Here is a 19335-nt window from a genome sequence, read left to right as displayed (position 1 = left end):
AGAGGGCCTCTTTTGTCTTGGTTAGTTATGCACTTGTACATTTCTAATGAAGAAATACGCACGCATTAATCTTAGTTTATGCTTTGCAATTGTCCAATTAATCCCACATGGGATAAGGTCACAAGTTGCTGAACGATCTGTTCCAGTTCATCCATGATCTGATGACGTCCGATTGGAGTCCAGGATCGTGCGGACCAATCGGATATATCGTGCACGCTGCCTCTCAACACGGCCGGAGAGCGATTCCAGGCGGTAGTTTGTTTCATGCGCCGAAGCAGTTTCTCACTCACAGGAGAAGTGGAGACGCGATGTATGAACAGATGATCCGTGTCCAGCATGGGGATGCTCTCTGCCGCATACTCGTCTGACATTAAATCTGTTGATATGATCTGTGCAGGCTTTAGTCCCAGTTCACCGTAAACAAAGTGATGTAATGGATGCTCGGCATTTTCCTGGATCCGAATAGACTGATTCGTCACTTGCATAAGCATAATACGTTCTTGCCCGAAGTGGTGCTTCAAACGAAGTCCGATGTCCAAGCTGCGAAGCTCCAGCTGCTTGAAATTCTGCAAGGCCTGCTGCTCCCGTCCGACCAATTCAGCCAAGCGTAAGTGATTTTCTTTCCAGTCATGGGCCTGATCCAGGATGACAGTAGGTGCAATACTTTTGAGCTTATCGTAAAAGGGTTTATGATAGAAGTCACCGATAATCAGGTCCGGCTTGGCCTGACGTAATTTCTCCAATTGTGCGACTAGCCGCTGCTGCTGCTCGACTTCATCAAGCTCCCGATCAGGGAATCCATCCATTATTGCTACGGGGTGCAATCCGAGTGAAGAAAGGTTCTCATGAAGTCCCATCAAGGAGGCCGTAGCGACGCGAATTTGGTCTTTTTTCATATATAGGCTGGGTGCGATCCCCAAGCTTTGTTTGAATTTGCGGCTAAAATAATATTCATTGCCATAGCCAACAGATACGGCGACGTCTTTAAGTACGCACGATTCCTGTTTGAGCTGTTTTTTGGCTTCGTCAATCCGTAAGCGATTTAGATAATCGGTAGGAGACATGCCTTTGGCTTTTTTGAAACTGCGAGAATATGAGCTTGGCGTCAATCCGGCAATTTTGGCTAGTTGATCCATGCTGATGCCTTCACTTATGCACCGTCGCATATACATAATACTGCGTTCAAGTGCTGGGTCGACCTTCTCATCATTTTCCTCAAGCCGATTCTCCGAGAGATACTGCAAAAGCTCGTGGAGCTGGCTATGTATACTGATAAAGTGATCGGGCTGAATGCCGCGATAGGCTTCAACCAATTGTTCAAATCGTGCTCTGGCTTGTTGGGCATGGCGAACCCTCAGTCTGCCTGTCTCCCAATCCAGCGGGAAACCAGAGGAGGAGGTCATTTTCCATTGGCCGCGCACTTGCTGCAAACAGACCGTATCCATACTAAGGAGTATGAACTCCGTAACAGCCGAGCGTGCAGCTGCCTCAATCGTTGTTCCTGGCTTCAGAACGTACAGTTGATTGGCTTCGGCGGTATAGACCGTATCGTTCAGGACCAGGACACCGTCTCCTTGTAAAATAAGACAGAGCATGGGCCGGGACACCGTCTTGCCTTGCACACGGAAATGCTCCCCGCGCCGTAGACGGCACATGGAAGAGAGGAGCGGTAGAGATGAGGTTTCAGAAATGAAGGGAAGCTGTTCAGTCATACGGACCATCCTTTTGTCTTATTTTCTTAATGATAACAATTATCATTCTCATATGGAAGATGTTTTTGAAAAATAGTTTTGCACATGACAAAAAGAGGATAACCAGAGCCGTGATGGCTTAGGGTTACCCTCTTTCTTTGTTTTGGACAAGAATATTGAGATGGCTATGAGCCATCATTAACATGCGTGGGTTAGTTTGGCACGACCAACAGGATATCATCCAGGAAAACGTCGCTTAACACCTTTTTGCCTGTGCCATTGGCCTGAACATGATATAGACGGTAGAGATCATTTGCGTTGATATAGAACATGCCCGGAACATCGTCATGAAGCTGGAACGTTGCCCATTCCTCTCCGGCAAGCTTGGTTACTTTGAGAGCTGTGCTCACGGAATAAAGACCGTTGGTACCGGATAGATATGCAAGCGTTGATGTTCCGTTGGTCAACTGTGTTGTTACGAAAGTGACGTTGTTCAAATTCAGATTGGCAGATTTGGATACCTTGTTTCCGGCGATGGTTTTGGCATACGCCTTTTTGTCTGCATCCACAACGACAACCTTATCCGTACCCAGTGAACCAACTTCCCGGATGCTCTTGCTATGAATCTGAAGTGTTTTGCCGGAAGTAGTTAATGCAAAGGCTTTACCTGTTGAATAATCATAATCCTTGTTGCTGTCCAGCTTGATGCCTTTGTTATACACATAAAGATTGTTGCCCCAGCCGCCGGCATAAACAGCGTTCACATCGAGCTTTGCTTTTGGATTAACGGCTGTACCCTTGCCTGTATTGTAGTTTACCTTGTACATGAGAATGGCGTTGGTAGAGTAAAACTGCTCGTACGGGTCAGTGTTCACCATAAGTTGCAGTTCGTTTTTGGCAATATTCATAAAATAACGACTTTCTACTGCACCAGCAGCAATCCGCTCTACGGCTCCGCTGCCGTTGGAAGCTTTGGATACAATCCAGGGCTTTCCATTAACAAGCCCGTTATAATATACACGGCCTTTCGTTACGGCGAGCAGGGGGAAATCAGTATCCGCTTTGTCCGCAATTTTGGTGGCAGCCGAAGCTTCGCTATTGCCATTCCCACGATAGATTGCGCCTTTGGAATCCATATAATAAATGAACTCACTATCCGTAAAGTAGCTCAACACATCTGTCGCATACGTTTCAGCCGAATCGCTGGAACCGTCATTGGGAAAACGAAGCAGCGTTGTGGAGGAATCGGAACGGGTGTAATAGAGATAAGATCCCGCCGCAGCAAGGCCATCTCCTTCGAAATCAAGCAATACTTCCGTGGTTCCACTACCGTCACCAGATACTTTGTACAATACACCGTCGGAATCATAATATACCGTAGTTTGGCTGAGGGAAGCTGCATGAGCACCGGCTCCGCCTCCAAGCATTGCCGCAGCGACCAGTGTAGACAGCAGCAGGGTGCAAACCGTGCGTTGCATGCGTGTAAACCAATTGTTCATAAATCAATCGTCACCCTTCTTCTTTATGTATGTAATAAATACCTTAACACCTTAAGTTATATCGGTAAACTATGGAAAATATGTTATACATCTTAGCCTTCGTAATCAACGTTTAAGATGCGGCAAAAAATTAAAACACCGCGCGCAAGAAGATGCACACGGTGCGAAACTTAAATCTGACTTTCAGCGAGCTGCTGACGGCTGTTCCACAAGGTGACCAGACGAAGCAGAGCGAAACTGATGAGTAGAAGCACGGCTCCAACTAAAATCAACATGAGTGGACTGATAAGAAGCATGCCGCTCGCCTGTCCACCTATCAGGGCGAGCAATGGAATCACCACCAATCCTCCCAGTTGATAGGCCTCCTGAAATCCACGTACCTTCGCCGAGATCAGGACATTCAACAGAATGACCACAAGACTGCACGCTGGAACAACCCACAGAACCAGAATGATCCAGTTCAGATTGGGGAACATCCATGCTCCGAACATCGGGTACATCAGGATATTGGCAATGATTCCGTAGATGATGAATGTAGTCCAGGATAATATCAGAGAAGGAATAAGAGCTGCTAACACCTTGCCTTTAAACAAAGTATCCATACTCATCGGAGTGAAGAGAAGGCCTTCCAGTGTCTTGCGTTCCTTCTCGCCTGCAAAGCTGTTGGCCGTGAGAATGCTGGATGCCATCACCGGAATGATGAGAAACAGCGGTGCGAACATGTACAACGCCAGGTAATAGACAATACGATGATTATCCGTAGGCATCGAAGCAAGCTGTGGAATCCGCCCGGCATGGGTTAGGCTATCCAGCGTATCAAGCAGGAAGCTCATATTGCCGAGGGAAGCAAGCTCCATCCTTGAGGCTGCCCAAATGAGTATCCCAGGCATGATGATCCCGATAACCAGCGGAACGATCAACATGGGCAGCCAGAGCTGTACGCTGGCTGTAATGGCTCGAATATCTTTACGAACAAGTGCACGTATGGCTTGTCGGTTATTCATATTGGTGTGCCTCCCTAATGGCAAAATAAATGCTCTCCAGATCATTGCCCATAATTCGAGCCTGATAGACTTGTCCATGCTCGGTCAGTTGTCGAAGTAGCAATGGAATATCTTCACGGGCTTGAAGCTGGAATACCGCCTTGTTTGCGGAGATCATCTCCGGTGTATATTCAGTTACCGTTTGCCAGCCATTCGGCATGATCGCTTCAACTTCAAGCCGGGGTGAGGTTAGGTAACGGTTGATGATCTCCTGCTCCGTACCTTCCTCAACCTTGCGCCCCTTTTCCATAAAAATATACCGATCACACACGGCCGATAGCTGGGATAGGACATGAGACGAAACGAGAATCGTCATTTGTTCCTCTTGATTTAACCGGCGAATGATACGAAGTACCATCTGAATCCCGTCCGGATCAAGCCCATTGGTCGGCTCATCCAGAAAGAGAATGGAAGGGCGATGCAGCAGCACTCGTGCCAGACCTACGCGTTTCTTCATACCTGTGCTGTAGGTGCCCACTTTTCGATACTGATAATCCTGCATTTCGAACAGATCCACGAGCTCGTCTATCCGGGCTTTGGCATGTTGTACACCGAATGCTTCAGCGAAAAATATCAGGTTGTCCCGTCCGCTCATATTTTCATACAATCCGCTCTGCTCCGTTAATGTTCCGCATATAGCCAGTACGTTCTCCGTCTCACGAAAGGGGTCCAGGCCGTTAATGCTTACTTGCCCACCCGAAGCGCCGAGAACGCCATTCATAATGCGAATCAGGGTGGTTTTGCCTGAACCGTTAGGCCCAATTAACCCGGTAACGCTGCCTTGTTCAACCGTGAAGCTGACATCGTTCAGTGCCTGATGTACTTTAAATTGCTTGGAAATGTTACGAACTTCAATCATGTTCCTTCACCGTCCGATCTGAGTTTGGAGATTATACGTTCAGATGAGTCATATCGTTCAAATGATGGACCGAAAATTAAAATTTCTCCGTCTTTAGTCCCAAACACAGCAAGCAACTTTACCCTAAAGTCCGGCGAAATCGGGTCTCAGGTTTGTTTTCACCCTGGTCTTTACCATGTATTCTGATAAAAAGGGATGCACTATCCCGTTTCATTGCCATCCATAACGTGGTAATTAGATTTAAGGCCTCTTACATATTATGAACGCCTGAATATTCATCTAACGCCGGTCTTGGTTAGCCAAGGCCGGTTTGACGTCGTCACTTGGTGATTCCATTGATGGATCGCCGCATTTATTGCGATTACATAATTGATTTCGTCTAACACATCATATGCACACACATCTTTTGGAGCATGTGATGTGTTTGGACCCAGAGGAAGGTGAGCAAAATGACAGCATCCAATGAGTATCGCTTTCAGGTGAATCTGAGCGGCATGATTCAGATTTTATCAAACCATCTATACAGCAGCCCCAAAGTCTTTTTACGTGAACTAATGCAGAACGCGACTGATGCCATTACAGCTCGAACAGAGGCGGAACCAGGATATCAGGGTGAAGTACGTGTGGAACTGACCGGAACAGGTGATCAACGTACGATGATGGTGGAGGACAACGGTATTGGCTTGACGGAAGCGGATATCCATGAGTTTCTGGCGATGATTGGTCAATCTTCAAAGCGTGGTCAGCAGGCGTTGCTGGATGGAGAGACTTCGTTTATCGGACGATTCGGGATCGGATTATTGTCTTGTTTCATGGTAAGCCATGAAATCGTCATGCTCACACAATCCGCGAAGGGTGGACCTTCGATGGAGTGGCGGGGTAAGCCGGATGGTACCTATACGATTCGGCAATTGGAGACACAGCTGTCTCCGGGAACGAAAGTATATCTTCGCTGTACGCCGGATGCAGCCCATTATTTCGAAACGGAATATGTGAAGGAAGCCTTGTTCTTTTATGGAGCGCTACTGCCTTATCCAGTCATCCTGCATAGTGACGGTGTTCAACATATTGTAAATAGCGAGTCACCGATCTGGTTGATGGAGCCTGAGCTTGCACGTGGACGCAGAGCGGAAGTGTTGGCTTTTGGTGAACGATTACTTGGAGAGAAGTTTCAGGATTTTATTCCACTGACGACGGCTTCGGGGCGTACAGGGGGCATTGCTTTTGTTCTACCGCATGCTGTCAATCTGAATGCCAAGCGTTCCCATCGAGTGTATCTGAAGAGAATGCTGATATCGGAGAAGGCGGAAAATATATTGCCGGACTGGGCGTTCTTCGTGAAATGCCTGATCTGGACAGACGAGCTTCAACCAACGGCTTCGCGGGAACACTTTTATGAAAATGAAAAGCTGGAAGATGTACGCTTTGAACTCGGTGATGCCCTGCGTAAGGGATTGGCCGACATGGCTGAGAGCCAGACGGAACGGCTGCAGAAGCTGATTCGCCTGCATGCACTGTCGATGAAGGCACTGGCTGTGCAGGATCAGGAGTTCTATGCCATGATTCACCGCTGGCTGCCGTTTGAGAGCACCCGTGGTCATCGGGAACTGGGCGAGCTGATGAGTGAGGGAGAGACGTTGTACTTCACTACCACGGTGGATGAGTATCGTCAGATTCATCATGTCGCCTCAGCCCAATCCTTGCTGGTCATTAACGGAGGATACATCTACGACAGTGATTTGATGGCCATGCTGCCATTGGCGGTGCAGGATGCACAGACGGAACGATTACAGCCGGATGAAGTATCCATGAGTTTCACCGACGTGCCGCCGGCTGAACGGAATCAGTATTATGATGCCTTGCGCCTAGCTGATTCTGCTTTGCAACGTTTCCGCTGCCGTGCAGAGGTCAAGGGGTTCAAGCCGGCCGATTTGCCGGTGCTGTTCACGCTCTCGCAGGAATCTTCTACGCTGCGTGCATTGGAAAAAGCAAGTGAGGAGAGTACAGAGTTGTTCTCTTCTGTCCTTGGATCATTGTCATCCGGCATTAGTTCCGCAGGTTATTCGACCCTGTACCTAAACATCAGCAATCCAATTATTCAGCGGGTGCTGACTTCACCAGATGCCCAAATGACGCCAATTGCCATTGAAATGTTGTATGTCAACGCGTTGATGATGGGGCATTATGCCATGAATCGGCAGGAGCTCGAGGTGCTGAATCAGGGCATCGTTCGTTTTATTGATTGGGGTTTGCGTGCGAATACAGATCGTAAGGGGGATGCCTGATGCAGACCGAAATGGATTTTGAGGATTTGATGGATGAGGCCTATGGCCTGCCTAATGGAACAGCAAAGCTGGGCATGCTGGAGGAAGCGGCAAGAGTCGCCGATGTGAATGGCATGGAGGAAGAGGCGTACGAAGCACGTTCAGAGATCGTGGAGACAGCGACATTTTGCGGTTATCCGATGAAGGCACTGATTGCTTTTTCCTGGCAGCTGGGCAAGTTTGATCAACAGCCTGAACGCTATGACGAAGAAACGTTAATGTGGTCGTATAAATGGATTTTGGGCGAACTATCCAGCTTCCCGGAAGTGTCACGCGACAAAATGATGGAGCTGCTGGAGGACTTCGGACGTCGCTTTAAGTCATTTGGGTACAGCGAGCGTTCGTATTGGTATTATCGGTTCCGCATATCCATGGATCTTGGGGATCTGGAGGAGGCTGGAAACAGCTACACGAAGTTCAGAAGCTTGGATCGTGACTTTATGAGTGATTGCGAAGCCTGTGAGCAGGACGAGATTATGCGTTACTGGATACTTGTTGGAGATGATGAGAAGGTGCTGGAAGCGGCGAAGCCCATCTTGAAAGGGCGGATGAGCTGTGCCGAAATTCCGCACCTGACCTTATCGGAGATTTTGATGCCACTATACCGACTTGGGAAGACGGATGAAGCTGACAAATATCAGCCCAAAGGCTACCGCCTGATCAAAGGACATAATGACTTTGTGCAGAGCTTTGCCGAGCAGATGGATTACCTTGCACGTACCAACCCGGCCAAGGGTATTGATGTACTGGAAGAATGTCTGGTTCTCGCCATGGATCATGAAGATCCGTTTGCCAAAATGATGTTTTATGCCAGAGCTGCCCAGCTACTGCGCCGCTGGGCTGATGAGTCTCCAGAATACCGATTGCGGCTTCCTGCTTCATTCCCTTATGAAGGAGATCCGGGAGATTTGCATAAACTGGCCGATTATTTTGCGGCGTATGCCAAATCAGCCGCAGACAAGTATGACCAGCGGAATGGCAATCAACATGTTTCGTCGATGTTGGGCGAGGTATAGTTAGAATATTTCACTAAAGCAGTAACGAACTCATCCACCTTAATAGGCAGTATTATGTAATGGCCACCGCCCCGAACCAAAACAGGCTTGTTCAGAAGGAGGGTTTCCTCCTTCGAACAAGCCTGTTTATCTTTTTTTATAACGTGAATATGAGGTGGTTATTCAAGTTATTCAGGAGTCACGGTTGCAGGCGCCGGTGTATCTTCGGCCGGATCCTCATCTACGGAGGTTTCGGGCTTCGGCTGCTTTGCCAACAGGTCAGCTACAATCTTGTCGGTTGGCTGTGTAAACAATTGGTACATAATTGAGGCTTCTTCCTGACGGATCAGTGGTTTGCGAGAGAGGAAGTCAACCGATCCATCCTCCAGCACCTTCACTTCAGGACCGTGGATACCAAGCTTAACCATCATTTGAATTGCAGGCACAGCCCAGGCATCTGTCTGCCCAGCCAGCTTCACATCCTCGAACAGTTCATTTGGGTATTGAAGCTGGAGAGATCTCCAGATCATCACCATGGCTTCCTGACGGGTAATGACCTGATCCGGCTTGAACTGTTTCTCATCCGCACCCGTGATCATGCCAGATTCATAACCAAGCTGAATGTAACCCGCAGCAGGATGAGTAGCCCAGTCGGTATCCGCAGGTGGTGTCGTTTTGCTGGCTTTCAGTCCGCTCATTTTAAGGACGTCCTCAATGAATTCAGCCCGTGTAACGGCATTTTTGGGTTGAAAAGCTTCACTTGCATCATTGGTATAGTATCCAAGCGATTGTAATCCATAGATGGCTTCAGCATAAGGGCTGTTCTCACGAACATCCCGGAAACCTTGAGGCTTTTGCCCTTTTTTCTCATAGCCCATTGGGTTGAGATAAGGCTCTTTCATATAGATGGTTCCATCAGCATTTTCCTTGAAAGCCGTGAACTGACCTGTTAACTCATCCTTGAAGAGATTTTCTTCAACCTGAATCAGTGTACGTGGGCCGAGGAAGACGTCGGAAATGCTTAATTGTCCGGGTTCTGTGCCGCCATCTTTCAGGGAGCTGACAATGGTGCTCAGCCGCAGATCCGCGTAAAGCCCAGCGAAGCGTTGCAGCTCATCCGCAGATTGAAATGTATGTTCCTTGAACTTGACTGGTTCCGCATATTGCGGGAAGAACGTCTGAATAAAGGCCGGATAGAACAGATTACGAAGTGCTCCTGTCTGGTTGTAGGTAAGGAAGACGCCCGTGTTTTGCTCAGGAATTAGGAACAGATAAGAGCTGAATCCGATCAGGTCGCCAGCTTTGGTCATAATTTTGGAACTGCTGCCTGCACCCGGAAGCTGAAAAGCAGCTTCGAATCCATAAGTCGTATCTGGTAGCAGCGGATGAATGGAAGAACGGTATTGTTCCATGCTTTTTACCGTAGATTCCTTCAAAATACGTTCGTTATCCTTCACACCATCATTTAGGAAAGCAATCATGAAATTCCCGATATCCTCTGCCGTTGAGAGCATGCCGCCTTGAGGCATAGGTGTTGGGGAAAGGGTATACAAGCCAAGTGGATTATGAGCCGCATCATAGGCTGTTGCGAGTTGGTTCTTGAACTTGCCGTTCAGCATAAAACTGCTGTTATCCATACCCAGAGGTTTAAAGATATGTTGCTGCATATACGTTTCGAACGGTTCGCCGCTGACATTCTCCACAATCATGCCAAGCAGCAGGAAGGAGAAGTTGTCGTACATGTAGGCGCTACCAGGTTCTCGAACGACAGGTGGCATATGTAACTTGGCATAATCCTCCATCGATACAATTTTGTCGAAGTCATTATGGATGTCTTCCTGCTGTGGGTCGCGAATCTCGAACCCGGTGGTGTGTGTGAGCAGATTCTCCACTGTTACAGGTTTGTCAAAAGGGTTATCGAATTCCAGTCCTTTTACATAGGTCTGAAAGTCGGCTTTTAAATCGACTTTGCCTTGCTCCACGAGCTGCATGACAGCGGCTGACGTAAATGTTTTGGAGACCGAGGCGATACGAAAGGTGGTACTTTTTGGATCAACCGGTGTTTTGCTCTCCAAATCGGAATATCCATAGCCTTTCTCTGCTACGACTTTTCCATCTTTGACAACGACTACGGAAGCGCCAACATATTGGGCCTTCGCTTCAGGGGAATCGAAAAATGTATCGAGAAAAGCTGCAGCGGAATCAGTAGTCAGCGCTGTTGCCTTCCCCTTTTCATTGACCGCAGCGGGTGCGGTTTCCGCCTGAACGGCGGGTGCCCATAGACTGAGGGACAGGACAAACGCCATGAACGCCCCGGTTATGGAGGTGAGCCTGAAGCGGGTGCTTCGATTGGATAAATGCATGCAAACACTCCTTCTAAAGAAAATTTTGTAAAAAGAACTCTCCTGTTTATTACTGCTTACGGACACGATCGGTTTCAAGATCGTAGATTAAGATGTGTACATCACAATAGAATTGAGAAACAATGAGCCAAATACAGCCAGAAGAGGCGGGTATTCAGGATGCATCTGCACATAGTCGTGGTTCACCTTGACCCGCTGATGGAGGAGTACAGCGGACATAATAAGCAGCCAGGCCCAATTGCTAATTAGGGAAGAACATACACACCACGTTTCGCTTCAGGATTATCGTGTAGTTTCATTCGGCATGCCAGATCTGCGTCGACTATGGGTGAAGAGAAGTCCGAATACAGAAGAAGAGAATGCGAGTTATCCGGCATATATCCCATTGTGGTAAAGAGTGTAACTTCACAATGGGATAGGCCGGTAGGGGGTGTTTTTAGACGGATGGTGTCTTTATAAATTCAATTGGATTCGTGCCCGGTTCAAGCAGCAGCGGAATGGATAGAGAGCTTACGCTATCGTGTTCATCCATCTTAAATGTAAATGTGACCTTCAGGCCAAACAGGGTAAGTTCTACGGAAAAAGTATCATTTCCTGTGTATTCCATAGGCATGTCAATGGCATTCAAGGTGGCTTGTAGCCCATCATTCGACTGTTGAATAACGATTTCGCCGTAACCCGGATGTGTATAGCTGCCCGCATAAGCATGGATAGGACGATCATGGGGGTGAACCTGGGTTTCGTCTGGTTTTTCCTCAACAGAGGTTTCTGAAGTAGTTGGTGTTTCTATGGTATCTGTGGCTGCTTCAGATTCATTCGATTCTCCAGCCACTAATTTGGCTAATCTCCCGCTCCAATCCACAGGTTCCACTTCAAGCAAACGATCAATAACGTTAAAAGAAATCGTGTAGGGAAGAATGCTCCCATTGGTATTGCAAAGGACCACAACACCGATCTGTTCCTCTGGTAAAAAGGCGACCTGTGAAGCGAATCCATCGATTGCTCCGCCGTGATGAATCATGGCGTGTCCGCGATAAGAATCAATCATCCAGCCCAGACCGTACGTGCTAACAGGCAGCTCTTTGCTGTGGAATGGTGAAGTACAAGCCATTTGCGGGCTGTGCATAACAGCCAACTGTTCTTTGGAGATCAGTTGAGCCCCATCCTGTTGCCCTTGATTCAATTGAAATTGCACCCAGGCGATCATATCGACCAGATTGCTGTTAATGGAGCCAGCGGGGCCTACGGCATCTATTTTTCGAAAAGGTATTCGTGTACTCTCTCCGTTTTGATCCATATAAGGGAAGGCGAAGTCAGGTTGATTCTGCATCTCATCGACAGAGAGGACACTTGAATTCATACCGAGCGGATTAAACAGAGACTCCTGAACAACATTCTCCCATGAAGTTCCTTTGAGTTGCCCCACCAGATAACCAGCCGCCATATACATCAGATTCTGGTATTGCCACTTGTTCCGAAAGTCTTCATTTGGCTCCAGATACTGAAGCGCGTTTACGAGTTCTTCTCTGCTCCGTGATGAGTTGTACCACATCATATCGTGCCTTGGAAGTCCGGAGCGATGACAGAGCATATCACGGATGGTCAGACGTTCTGTGGTTACGGGATCGAACATTTTGAAGTCTTTCAAATACGTTCGAACAGGCGTGTCCCACTTCAGAACGTCCTGATCGACGAGCAGGGCAGCTGTTGATGCTGTAAAGGCTTTGGTACTGGAACCGATCGCAAATAGTGTATTGGGCGTAACTTCGAGCTTGGACTCCAGGTCGCGATAACCGTATCCTTTTTGCAAAATAACTTCATCCTTATGGATGACCGCTACTGCCACACCTACGCCTTTCCAGCGTTGAAGCTGCTCTTCCACAAGATCATCCAATCCATTCAGCAATGAGTGATGATAGGTTGTATTCATTATTTTCCTCCAATTTGAAATAGAGTTGTACCTCAATTAAGCTACATCATAGCGGTATGTAATTGCATTGGTTGAGTTGTTATCTGTATTTACTATGAAGAATCTGGTTGAATTTAACATCCTACCCGAGACCGATTTTGTTACCAAATAGAGTATTGTGGCATTTGAAAAAAGGGAATGCTTGTCAAACTAGTCCGCATATATCGAACAAGTCCCTCATAACATGTACTAATCAAGTAGGGGTTCTGCTGTACGCACAATCCTGAAGTGAAAACATGTGCTAAAGGGGATGATGTCATGCGCCGAATATCATGGATGCTTGCCATGGTATTGGTCTTATCGACCTTACTTGCCGCCTGCGGGAAGAAGGATGCGGCAGCCGTGGTCAAAGATCTGAACGAAGTCGTAGGAGAAATGGAAAGTTATCAGGGGGCAGGCGTCATGACGCTGCATACCGGAGATACGCCGCAGCAGTACAAGGTCGAGGTATGGCATCAAAAGCCTTCGTATTATCGTATCGCGTTAACGAATGCCAAAAAGGATGTAACGCAAATTGTACTGCGTAATGATGAAGGCGTATTTGTCCTGACGCCGAGCCAGAACAAAAGCTTCCGTTTCCAGAGTAACTGGCCGGATAATCAAGGCCAGGTTTACCTCTACGAGACGCTGATCCGCAGTATAACAGGTGATTCGACCCGCCAGTTTGCCGATGAGAAGGAAAGCTATGTATTCGATGTAGCTGCCAACTACAATACACATGCATTGGTCAGACAGAAAATATGGTTAAACAAAAGCGATTACGCACCGAAGCAGGTAGAAGTATCTGATTCGAATGCCAATGTGGTCGTGGATGTGAAGTTCGATAGCTTCAAATTTGGTACCGAATTTGAGAAAGACGCGTTTGACATGCAACGTAATATGACGGCTGCTTCAGAAAATGGTGGCAAGGCCGGTACGGACTCAGGCGCGGCTCCTGCTGGGGATGGCAAAGAGGCTACCAATCCTCAAGCTGCAACAGAGGAAGGTTCTGCATCGAATCCAAGCGGAACCGTTAGTGATGGACAGACCGGTGTGAGCGATAACGCCGAGCAGCAAGGTTCGGAAGATCCAGCCAGCGGGCAAGGCACGGAAGAACCGACATCGGCAGAGCCGGACGGCACAGGCAGCTTCGGGGTTATTCAGCCGACCTACGCCCCAGAAGGAGTCAAGCTGAAAGACGATCAGATCGTGGAAGGATCAGGAGACTATTCGGTTATGCTCCGCTATGAAGGAACGTATAATTACACGATCTTTGAGGCACGGCCGCAGGACAGAGCCGTATCGCTTGCCCCATCCCGTGTTCTGGATCTTGGATTCACCCTTGGAATGATAAGCGGAGATGCGTTGCAGACACTCACATGGATGTCAGATGGAGTGGAGTACAGGATTACAAGCGCAGATTTGCCAGATAACGAGATGATTCAGATTGCGACCTCCATGCAGGAAGAGTCAGGGAAATGATTTGGAAAGTATAGTCGTCCTAACATAAGGAATGCTAAGAAGCATCGGAGATGATTTCTCCGGTGCTTTGCTGCATACACAGGTCAATGTTCCTGTTTTATTTCCGTAATTTGCAGGATTTGATTTCGGTTGAAGTGATTAGTATCAACAGGCTATGATCCTGCGTAAGATAAGCAAGGAATAGGTCCGGTGCATTCAATAATGCAAAACACGCTTCTACGCGGGAGGAACCGGGTAAATAATACGATATAAGCAGATAAGTAAGTTATGGAGAGATGAATATCTCATTCATGGTCTCGCTTATAGGTCTTATTCTGCGTTTGCTCCCGACTCGAGGATAGTACTCCTGTATGTGTTTTGGTCTGCAGATCTTTCGTTCATTTGACAGTCACATGCTTGAGCATTACGATGGAGTCTGACGTGAGCCGGATTAAGATGATTAGAGAAGGTGACTTAGCGTGCAAGAACAATATCGGCCGACCCAAGCGGAAATCAATTTGGATCATTTGCGCAACAACGTAGAAGCTTTCCGTGAAGCATTGCCGCAAGGCAAGAAACTGCTCGCCTGTGTGAAGGCTAACGCCTATGGACATGGGGCAGTGGAGACGGCCAGGGAACTGGAACGAGTTGGTGTGGATTACTTAAGTGTAGCTTTTCTTGACGAAGCGCTTGAATTGCGACAACACGGAATTACCCTTCCGATTCTGGTATTGGGCTACACGCCGCCAGAAGGCATCGCTGAAGCATGGAAACATGATGTAACCATTACGCTGTTCAGTAAGGAAGTGCTCGACGCCATTCAACATTTGGAGACGGGAATTTCCTCTCGTAAGCTAAAGGTGCATATCAAAATTGACAGCGGCATGGGCAGGCTTGGCCTGCTGCCTGGCGACGAGGCACTTGCTTTCATTCAGGAAGCAGCCAAGCTGAAGCAGGTCATGCTGGAAGGTATGTTTACTCATTTTGCCAAGGCGGATGAAAAAGACAAGACCTATACACTGGAGCAGTATCGACGGTTCCAAGGCGTGGTTGATGCGTTGCGGGATCAGGGATGTGTCATCCCGATTATACATACGGCGAACAGCGCCGCTACCATTGATACACCGGAATTGTCGGATGATATGGTTCGTGTAGGAATCAGCCTGTACGGATTATACCCGTCGGCAGAGGTGAATCATCAGGTAGTGAAGCTTTCCCCGGTATTGACACTGAAGACGAAGGCGGTTCTGGTCAAAACGCTGCCGCCCCACTGGGGTGTCAGCTACGGAACCCGTTATGTAACACAAGGGAACGAACGAATAGCGACCCTGCCTATCGGCTATGCAGACGGATTTTCAAGAATGCTGTCAGGTAAAGCACAAGTGCTTGTACGCGGCCGTCGTGTTCCCGTCGTCGGTACGATCTGCATGGATCAGTGTATGGTGTCGCTACAATCTTTTGCTGCAGAAGCAGAAGAAATTCAAGTCGGCGAAGAGGTTGTTCTCATCGGTCACCAATCAGGTGCAGTTATAACTGCAGAAGAGGTGGCATCTCAGCTCGGTACAATTTCCTACGAAGTGATCTGCATGATGGCGCATCGAATCCCTCGGGTCTATACCCGTAATGGAGCAGTAATCGCCAGAATCAACCCTCTTTTGACATCCTGACAGCTCGACTGGACGCTATTTCCAATAAACTTTTTTTCAGAACAGAAGGAAAACTGTCGGAGCATCTCGAATTATGAATGATGACTGGGATGAAAAATCCTGAAAAGAGATGTTTGGTCTGTACGAATAATGTTCCCCGTGTTTATAATGGAGTACAGCATACTTGATATACTCGGGGCATATATATTCCTTTGTATAAAAGTTCTGGAAAAACGTAATACTGGTTCACAATGGCGAAAGGTTTGTGGGGGTGGAAGAAAGGTGGCCAACTTGCAGAACACCAAGCGGATCATGATCAGTTTGCCTGATTATCTTTTGCAGGAAGTGGATGGCATCGTAGCGCTGGAGAATTCCAACCGCAGCGAATTGATTAGGCAGGCCATGAAGCTGTATTTGACGGAGCGTAAGAAACGTTACATCCGTGAATCGATGCAGCGAGGGTACATGGAGATGGCGAAGATTAACCTCACCATGGCATCCGAGGCCTTTCACGCGGAGGAAGATGCGGACAGCACTCTGGACCGCTTAGTTAGCGGGGTGTAGACATTGATCGTAAAACGCGGTGACGTTTTTTTTGCGGATCTTTCTCCCGTTGTCGGTTCCGAGCAAGGTGGAGTCAGGCCGGTTCTGGTTATCCAGAATGACATCGGCAACCGGTTTAGTCCTACTTGTATTGTGGCGGCGATCACCGCCCAGATCCAAAAGGCAAAGCTGCCGACGCATGTGGAAATTGATGCGGCGGCACACGGCTTTGACCGGGACTCGGTTATTTTGCTCGAACAAATACGGACGATTGATAAGCAGAGGCTGACCGACAAGATTACCCATCTGGACGAGGAGACCATGAAACTGGTCAACGAAGCCTTACAGATCAGCCTGGGTTTAATCGATTTTTAAGGCATCAGGCAGTTGTTTCTTTGTTCTGCCGTGCCGCCCGTAGACAATGGATGTTCCTTGCAGGAACACACAATTTCAGACAGCAATCAAAAGAGCGTACAACAGCCTAACGGCTGGGGTACGCTTCTTTTGATTAAAGCTTCATGAAAGCGTAGAACATTTAGAGTCTTTTCGTTATAATGATACCTGAGAAACCGTTTACGTTAATTAACATATATAGAGGTGGAGGAGACATATGAGCATTTATATTGACCAGGAGAAACTTCAATTTCATCTACAGACTCAAAAGGCAAGCTACGTATTCCAGGTGCTGCCTTCGGGATATTTGGTACATTTGTATTATGGCAAAAGACTGCGTGATACCGATCTGAGCTGGCTTCATGTGCGTACGGAGCGGGCCTCATTCAGCCCGAATCCGGTACCGGATGATCGGACGATCTCCTTCGACACGTTGGCGCAAGAGTTGCCAGTATACGGTACGAGTGATTTCCGTAATCCGGCAATCCAATTGCAGCTTGAGAACGGTTCAACCGTTTCGGAATTTACGTATACAGGCCATCGACTGATCAAAGGAAAGGCAGCACTTACCGGGCTGCCGGCAACTTATGTTGAATCTGACGATGAAGCGGAGACACTCATCGTTGAACTGGAAGACCGTGTTGCAGGGATCAAGATTGAACTTAGCTACACGGCCTTTACGGCATTTAATGCGATTACGCGTTCCATGCGTATCGTTAATGAGAGCGCTGCCTCGGTGAATATTGCACGTGCGCACAGTTCTTCCGTTGATTTCCCGCATGCCGATTACGAATTACTGCAGCTGTCAGGAGCATGGACGCGTGAACGGGACATCGTTCGCAGACCGCTGGCTTCCGGCCTGCAAGGCATCGAGAGCCGTCGCGGCTCAAGCAGTCACCAGCAGAACCCGTTCATTGCTCTGATGACACCGGGTACAGACGAAGATCAGGGTGAAGTCTACGGGTTCAGCCTTGTATATAGCGGCAGCTTCACTGCACAGGCGGAAGTGGATCAGTTCCACACCACTCGTGTATCGCTGGGAATCAATCCGTTTGAGTTCGGCTGGAAGCTGGATTCGCAGGAGTCATTCCAGACGCCTGAGACGGTCATGGTTTATTCGGATGCAGGTCTGGATGGGATGTCTCAGTCGTATCATCAACTGTATCGCGAGCGCCTTGCACGTGGCAAGTTCCGTAATGCAGAGCGTCCGGTTCTGGTCAACAACTGGGAAGCGACCTATTTCGGCTTCAACGCTGATAAGATTGAGCAGATCGCACAGGCAGGGAAGAAGCTTGGTATTGAACTGTTCGTACTGGATGATGGATGGTTCGGACATCGGGACAGTGATAATTCCTCACTCGGTGACTGGATTGTGGACAAGAACAAACTGCCACAAGGCCTGGATGATTTGGCCAACCGGGTAACCAGTCTGGACATGCAGTTCGGACTATGGTTCGAGCCTGAGATGATTTCGCCGGACAGTGAATTGTACCGTGCTCATCCGGACTGGTGTCTGCATGTGCCGGATCGCCGCCGTACGGAAGGGCGCCAACAGTTGGTACTCGATTTCTCCCGTCAGGATGTGCGAGATGAGATTGTACGCATGCTAAGCGATGTGCTTGGATCTGCCCCGATCACTTATGTGAAATGGGACATGAACCGGAATATGACGGAGGTAGGTTCTGCATTGCTGCCAGCAGACAGACAGCGTGAGACTGCGCACCGGTATATGCTTGGATTGTATGAAGTCATGGAACGGATTACTTCAGCGTTTCCGGATATCCTGTTCGAGAGCTGTTCAGGTGGTGGCGGCCGTTTTGATCCAGGTATGCTGTATTACATGCCGCAAACGTGGACCAGCGATAATACGGACGCGATATCCCGTCTTCGTATTCAGTATGGTACAAGCCTGGTATATCCGGTAAGTTCAATGGGGTCACATATCTCAGCGGTTCCCAATCACCAGGTTAATCGAATTACTTCTCTAGAGATTCGTGGACATGTCGCCATGTCCGGTAACTTTGGATACGAATTGGATTTGACTCGATTCACAGAGGAAGAGAATGCCATTGTGAAGGCTCAGGTTGAGCTGTACAAGGAAATTCGGGGAACCATTCAATACGGAACGTTCCGGCGCTTGCTAAGTCCGTTTGAAGGAAATGAAACGGCATGGATGTTTATTTCACCAGATGGCAGTGAAGCCGTTGTATTCTACTTCCGTGTGCTGTCTGAACCCAATGCACCGCTCCAACGTCTGAAGTTGAAGGGCCTGGATCCTAACGCGGATTATCGCCTCAAAGGCGGCTCCGAGACGTTTACCGGGGATGCGCTGATGTATGGCGGGATCTCCGTAGGTCGTGCATCGGGAGACTATCTGAGTGAAATGTTCCGATTCGAACGGGTCTAAATAAGTTGAACTACAGATTATTTACACGGATACTACGATGACAGAACAACCTTCCAATCGCTGTTATCCCCAGATTTTTTTCGATTCCCTTTTCTTAAGGGGAAAATCCGGGGATAAAGGCGAACGCTTCGCCTTTTCAGGTTTTTTTCTGTCCTCTCCGTCA

At 48.2% G+C, this 19335-nt stretch carries 13 protein-coding genes; 7 read left to right on the top strand and 6 right to left on the bottom strand.

Annotated elements, in window-relative coordinates:
* Positions 1–71: 71 nt before the first annotated feature.
* From Q0V21_RS15730 to Q0V21_RS15715, 4 genes are all read right to left on the bottom strand, one after another.
* Positions 72–1712 carry a helix-turn-helix domain-containing protein gene (locus Q0V21_RS15730; RefSeq protein ID WP_301879630.1) on the bottom strand — a complete coding sequence of 547 codons (1641 nt, stop codon included), beginning with the start codon at positions 1710–1712 and terminating at the stop codon, positions 72–74.
* Between the two features lie 191 nt (positions 1713–1903).
* Positions 1904–3190: a DUF5050 domain-containing protein gene (locus Q0V21_RS15725; RefSeq protein ID WP_301879629.1), complete on the bottom strand. Its 1287-nt coding sequence runs from the start codon at positions 3188–3190 to the stop codon at positions 1904–1906.
* Positions 3191–3360: 170 nt separating this feature from the next.
* Positions 3361–4194, bottom strand: coding sequence for an ABC transporter permease subunit (locus Q0V21_RS15720; RefSeq protein ID WP_179283129.1), 834 nt, complete (start codon positions 4192–4194; stop codon positions 3361–3363).
* Positions 4187–5092 carry an ABC transporter ATP-binding protein gene (locus Q0V21_RS15715; RefSeq protein WP_301879628.1) on the bottom strand — a complete coding sequence of 302 codons (906 nt, stop codon included), beginning with the start codon at positions 5090–5092 and terminating at the stop codon, positions 4187–4189. Before Q0V21_RS15715 ends, Q0V21_RS15720 begins: the two co-directional genes overlap by 8 nt.
* A 449-nt stretch (positions 5093–5541) precedes the next feature.
* On the opposite strand from Q0V21_RS15715, the gene Q0V21_RS15710 reads away from it, so the two are divergent.
* On the top strand, positions 5542–7377 hold the full coding sequence (locus tag Q0V21_RS15710) for an HSP90 family protein (RefSeq protein ID WP_301879627.1): 1836 nt from the start codon (positions 5542–5544) through the stop codon (positions 7375–7377).
* The gene (locus tag Q0V21_RS15705; RefSeq protein WP_079350838.1) at positions 7377–8432 is read left to right on the top strand and encodes a hypothetical protein; all 1056 of its coding nucleotides are present in this window, start codon (positions 7377–7379) and stop codon (positions 8430–8432) included. The genes Q0V21_RS15710 and Q0V21_RS15705 overlap by 1 nt, the downstream gene beginning before the upstream one ends.
* A gap of 167 nt (positions 8433–8599) precedes the next feature.
* On the opposite strand, the gene Q0V21_RS15700 is transcribed toward Q0V21_RS15705, so the two are convergent.
* The gene (locus Q0V21_RS15700) at positions 8600–10774 is read right to left on the bottom strand and encodes a serine hydrolase domain-containing protein (RefSeq protein WP_079350837.1); all 2175 of its coding nucleotides are present in this window, start codon (positions 10772–10774) and stop codon (positions 8600–8602) included.
* A 436-nt stretch (positions 10775–11210) separates the two neighbouring features.
* Positions 11211–12704, bottom strand: coding sequence for a serine hydrolase (locus Q0V21_RS15695; RefSeq protein WP_301879626.1), 1494 nt, complete (start codon positions 12702–12704; stop codon positions 11211–11213).
* Between the two features lie 297 nt (positions 12705–13001).
* Between Q0V21_RS15695 and Q0V21_RS15690 the strand changes: the two genes are divergently transcribed.
* The 5 genes from Q0V21_RS15690 to Q0V21_RS15670 all read left to right on the top strand — a co-directional run bounded on the left by Q0V21_RS15690 (position 13002) and on the right by Q0V21_RS15670 (position 19172).
* Positions 13002–14204 (top strand): outer membrane lipoprotein-sorting protein, encoded by a 1203-nt coding sequence (locus Q0V21_RS15690; protein ID WP_301879625.1) that lies wholly within the window; start codon positions 13002–13004, stop codon positions 14202–14204.
* A 458-nt stretch (positions 14205–14662) separates the two neighbouring features.
* Entirely contained in the window at positions 14663–15850 is a 1188-nt protein-coding gene (gene alr / locus Q0V21_RS15685; protein WP_285075153.1) for an alanine racemase, read from the top strand.
* A 261-nt stretch (positions 15851–16111) separates the two neighbouring features.
* Complete coding sequence (locus Q0V21_RS15680) at positions 16112–16393, top strand: CopG family ribbon-helix-helix protein (protein WP_024630715.1); 282 nt, start codon at positions 16112–16114, stop codon at positions 16391–16393.
* A gap of 3 nt (positions 16394–16396) precedes the next feature.
* Positions 16397–16747 carry a type II toxin-antitoxin system PemK/MazF family toxin gene (locus Q0V21_RS15675; protein WP_024630714.1) on the top strand — a complete coding sequence of 117 codons (351 nt, stop codon included), beginning with the start codon at positions 16397–16399 and terminating at the stop codon, positions 16745–16747.
* Positions 16748–16982: 235 nt separating this feature from the next.
* Entirely contained in the window at positions 16983–19172 is a 2190-nt protein-coding gene (locus tag Q0V21_RS15670) for an alpha-galactosidase (RefSeq protein ID WP_285075152.1), read from the top strand.
* The last annotated feature ends 163 nt before the right edge of the window (positions 19173–19335 follow it).

The sequence above is a fragment of the Paenibacillus sp. 11B genome (genome assembly GCF_030487755.1).
Classification (GTDB): domain Bacteria; phylum Bacillota; class Bacilli; order Paenibacillales; family Paenibacillaceae; genus Paenibacillus; species Paenibacillus vandeheii.
Note: the sequence above shows the minus strand (reverse complement) of the source record. Positions and strands in the feature narration are given on the sequence as shown.

What these genes read in the sequence shown, in the direction of transcription:
- Q0V21_RS15730 (WP_301879630.1), bottom strand. Translation starts at nt 1,712, where the DNA reads ATGACTGAACAGCTTCCCTTCATTTCTGAAACCTCATCTCTACCGCTC.
- Q0V21_RS15725 (WP_301879629.1), bottom strand. Translation starts at nt 3,190, where the DNA reads ATGAACAATTGGTTTACACGCATGCAACGCACGGTTTGCACCCTGCTG.
- Q0V21_RS15720 (WP_179283129.1), bottom strand. Translation starts at nt 4,194, where the DNA reads ATGAATAACCGACAAGCCATACGTGCACTTGTTCGTAAAGATATTCGA.
- Q0V21_RS15715 (WP_301879628.1), bottom strand. Translation starts at nt 5,092, where the DNA reads ATGATTGAAGTTCGTAACATTTCCAAGCAATTTAAAGTACATCAGGCA.
- Q0V21_RS15710 (WP_301879627.1), top strand. Translation starts at nt 5,542, where the DNA reads ATGACAGCATCCAATGAGTATCGCTTTCAGGTGAATCTGAGCGGCATG.
- Q0V21_RS15705 (WP_079350838.1), top strand. Translation starts at nt 7,377, where the DNA reads ATGCAGACCGAAATGGATTTTGAGGATTTGATGGATGAGGCCTATGGC.
- Q0V21_RS15700 (WP_079350837.1), bottom strand. Translation starts at nt 10,774, where the DNA reads ATGCATTTATCCAATCGAAGCACCCGCTTCAGGCTCACCTCCATAACC.
- Q0V21_RS15695 (WP_301879626.1), bottom strand. Translation starts at nt 12,704, where the DNA reads ATGAATACAACCTATCATCACTCATTGCTGAATGGATTGGATGATCTT.
- Q0V21_RS15690 (WP_301879625.1), top strand. Translation starts at nt 13,002, where the DNA reads ATGCGCCGAATATCATGGATGCTTGCCATGGTATTGGTCTTATCGACC.
- Q0V21_RS15670 (WP_285075152.1), top strand. Translation starts at nt 16,983, where the DNA reads ATGAGCATTTATATTGACCAGGAGAAACTTCAATTTCATCTACAGACT.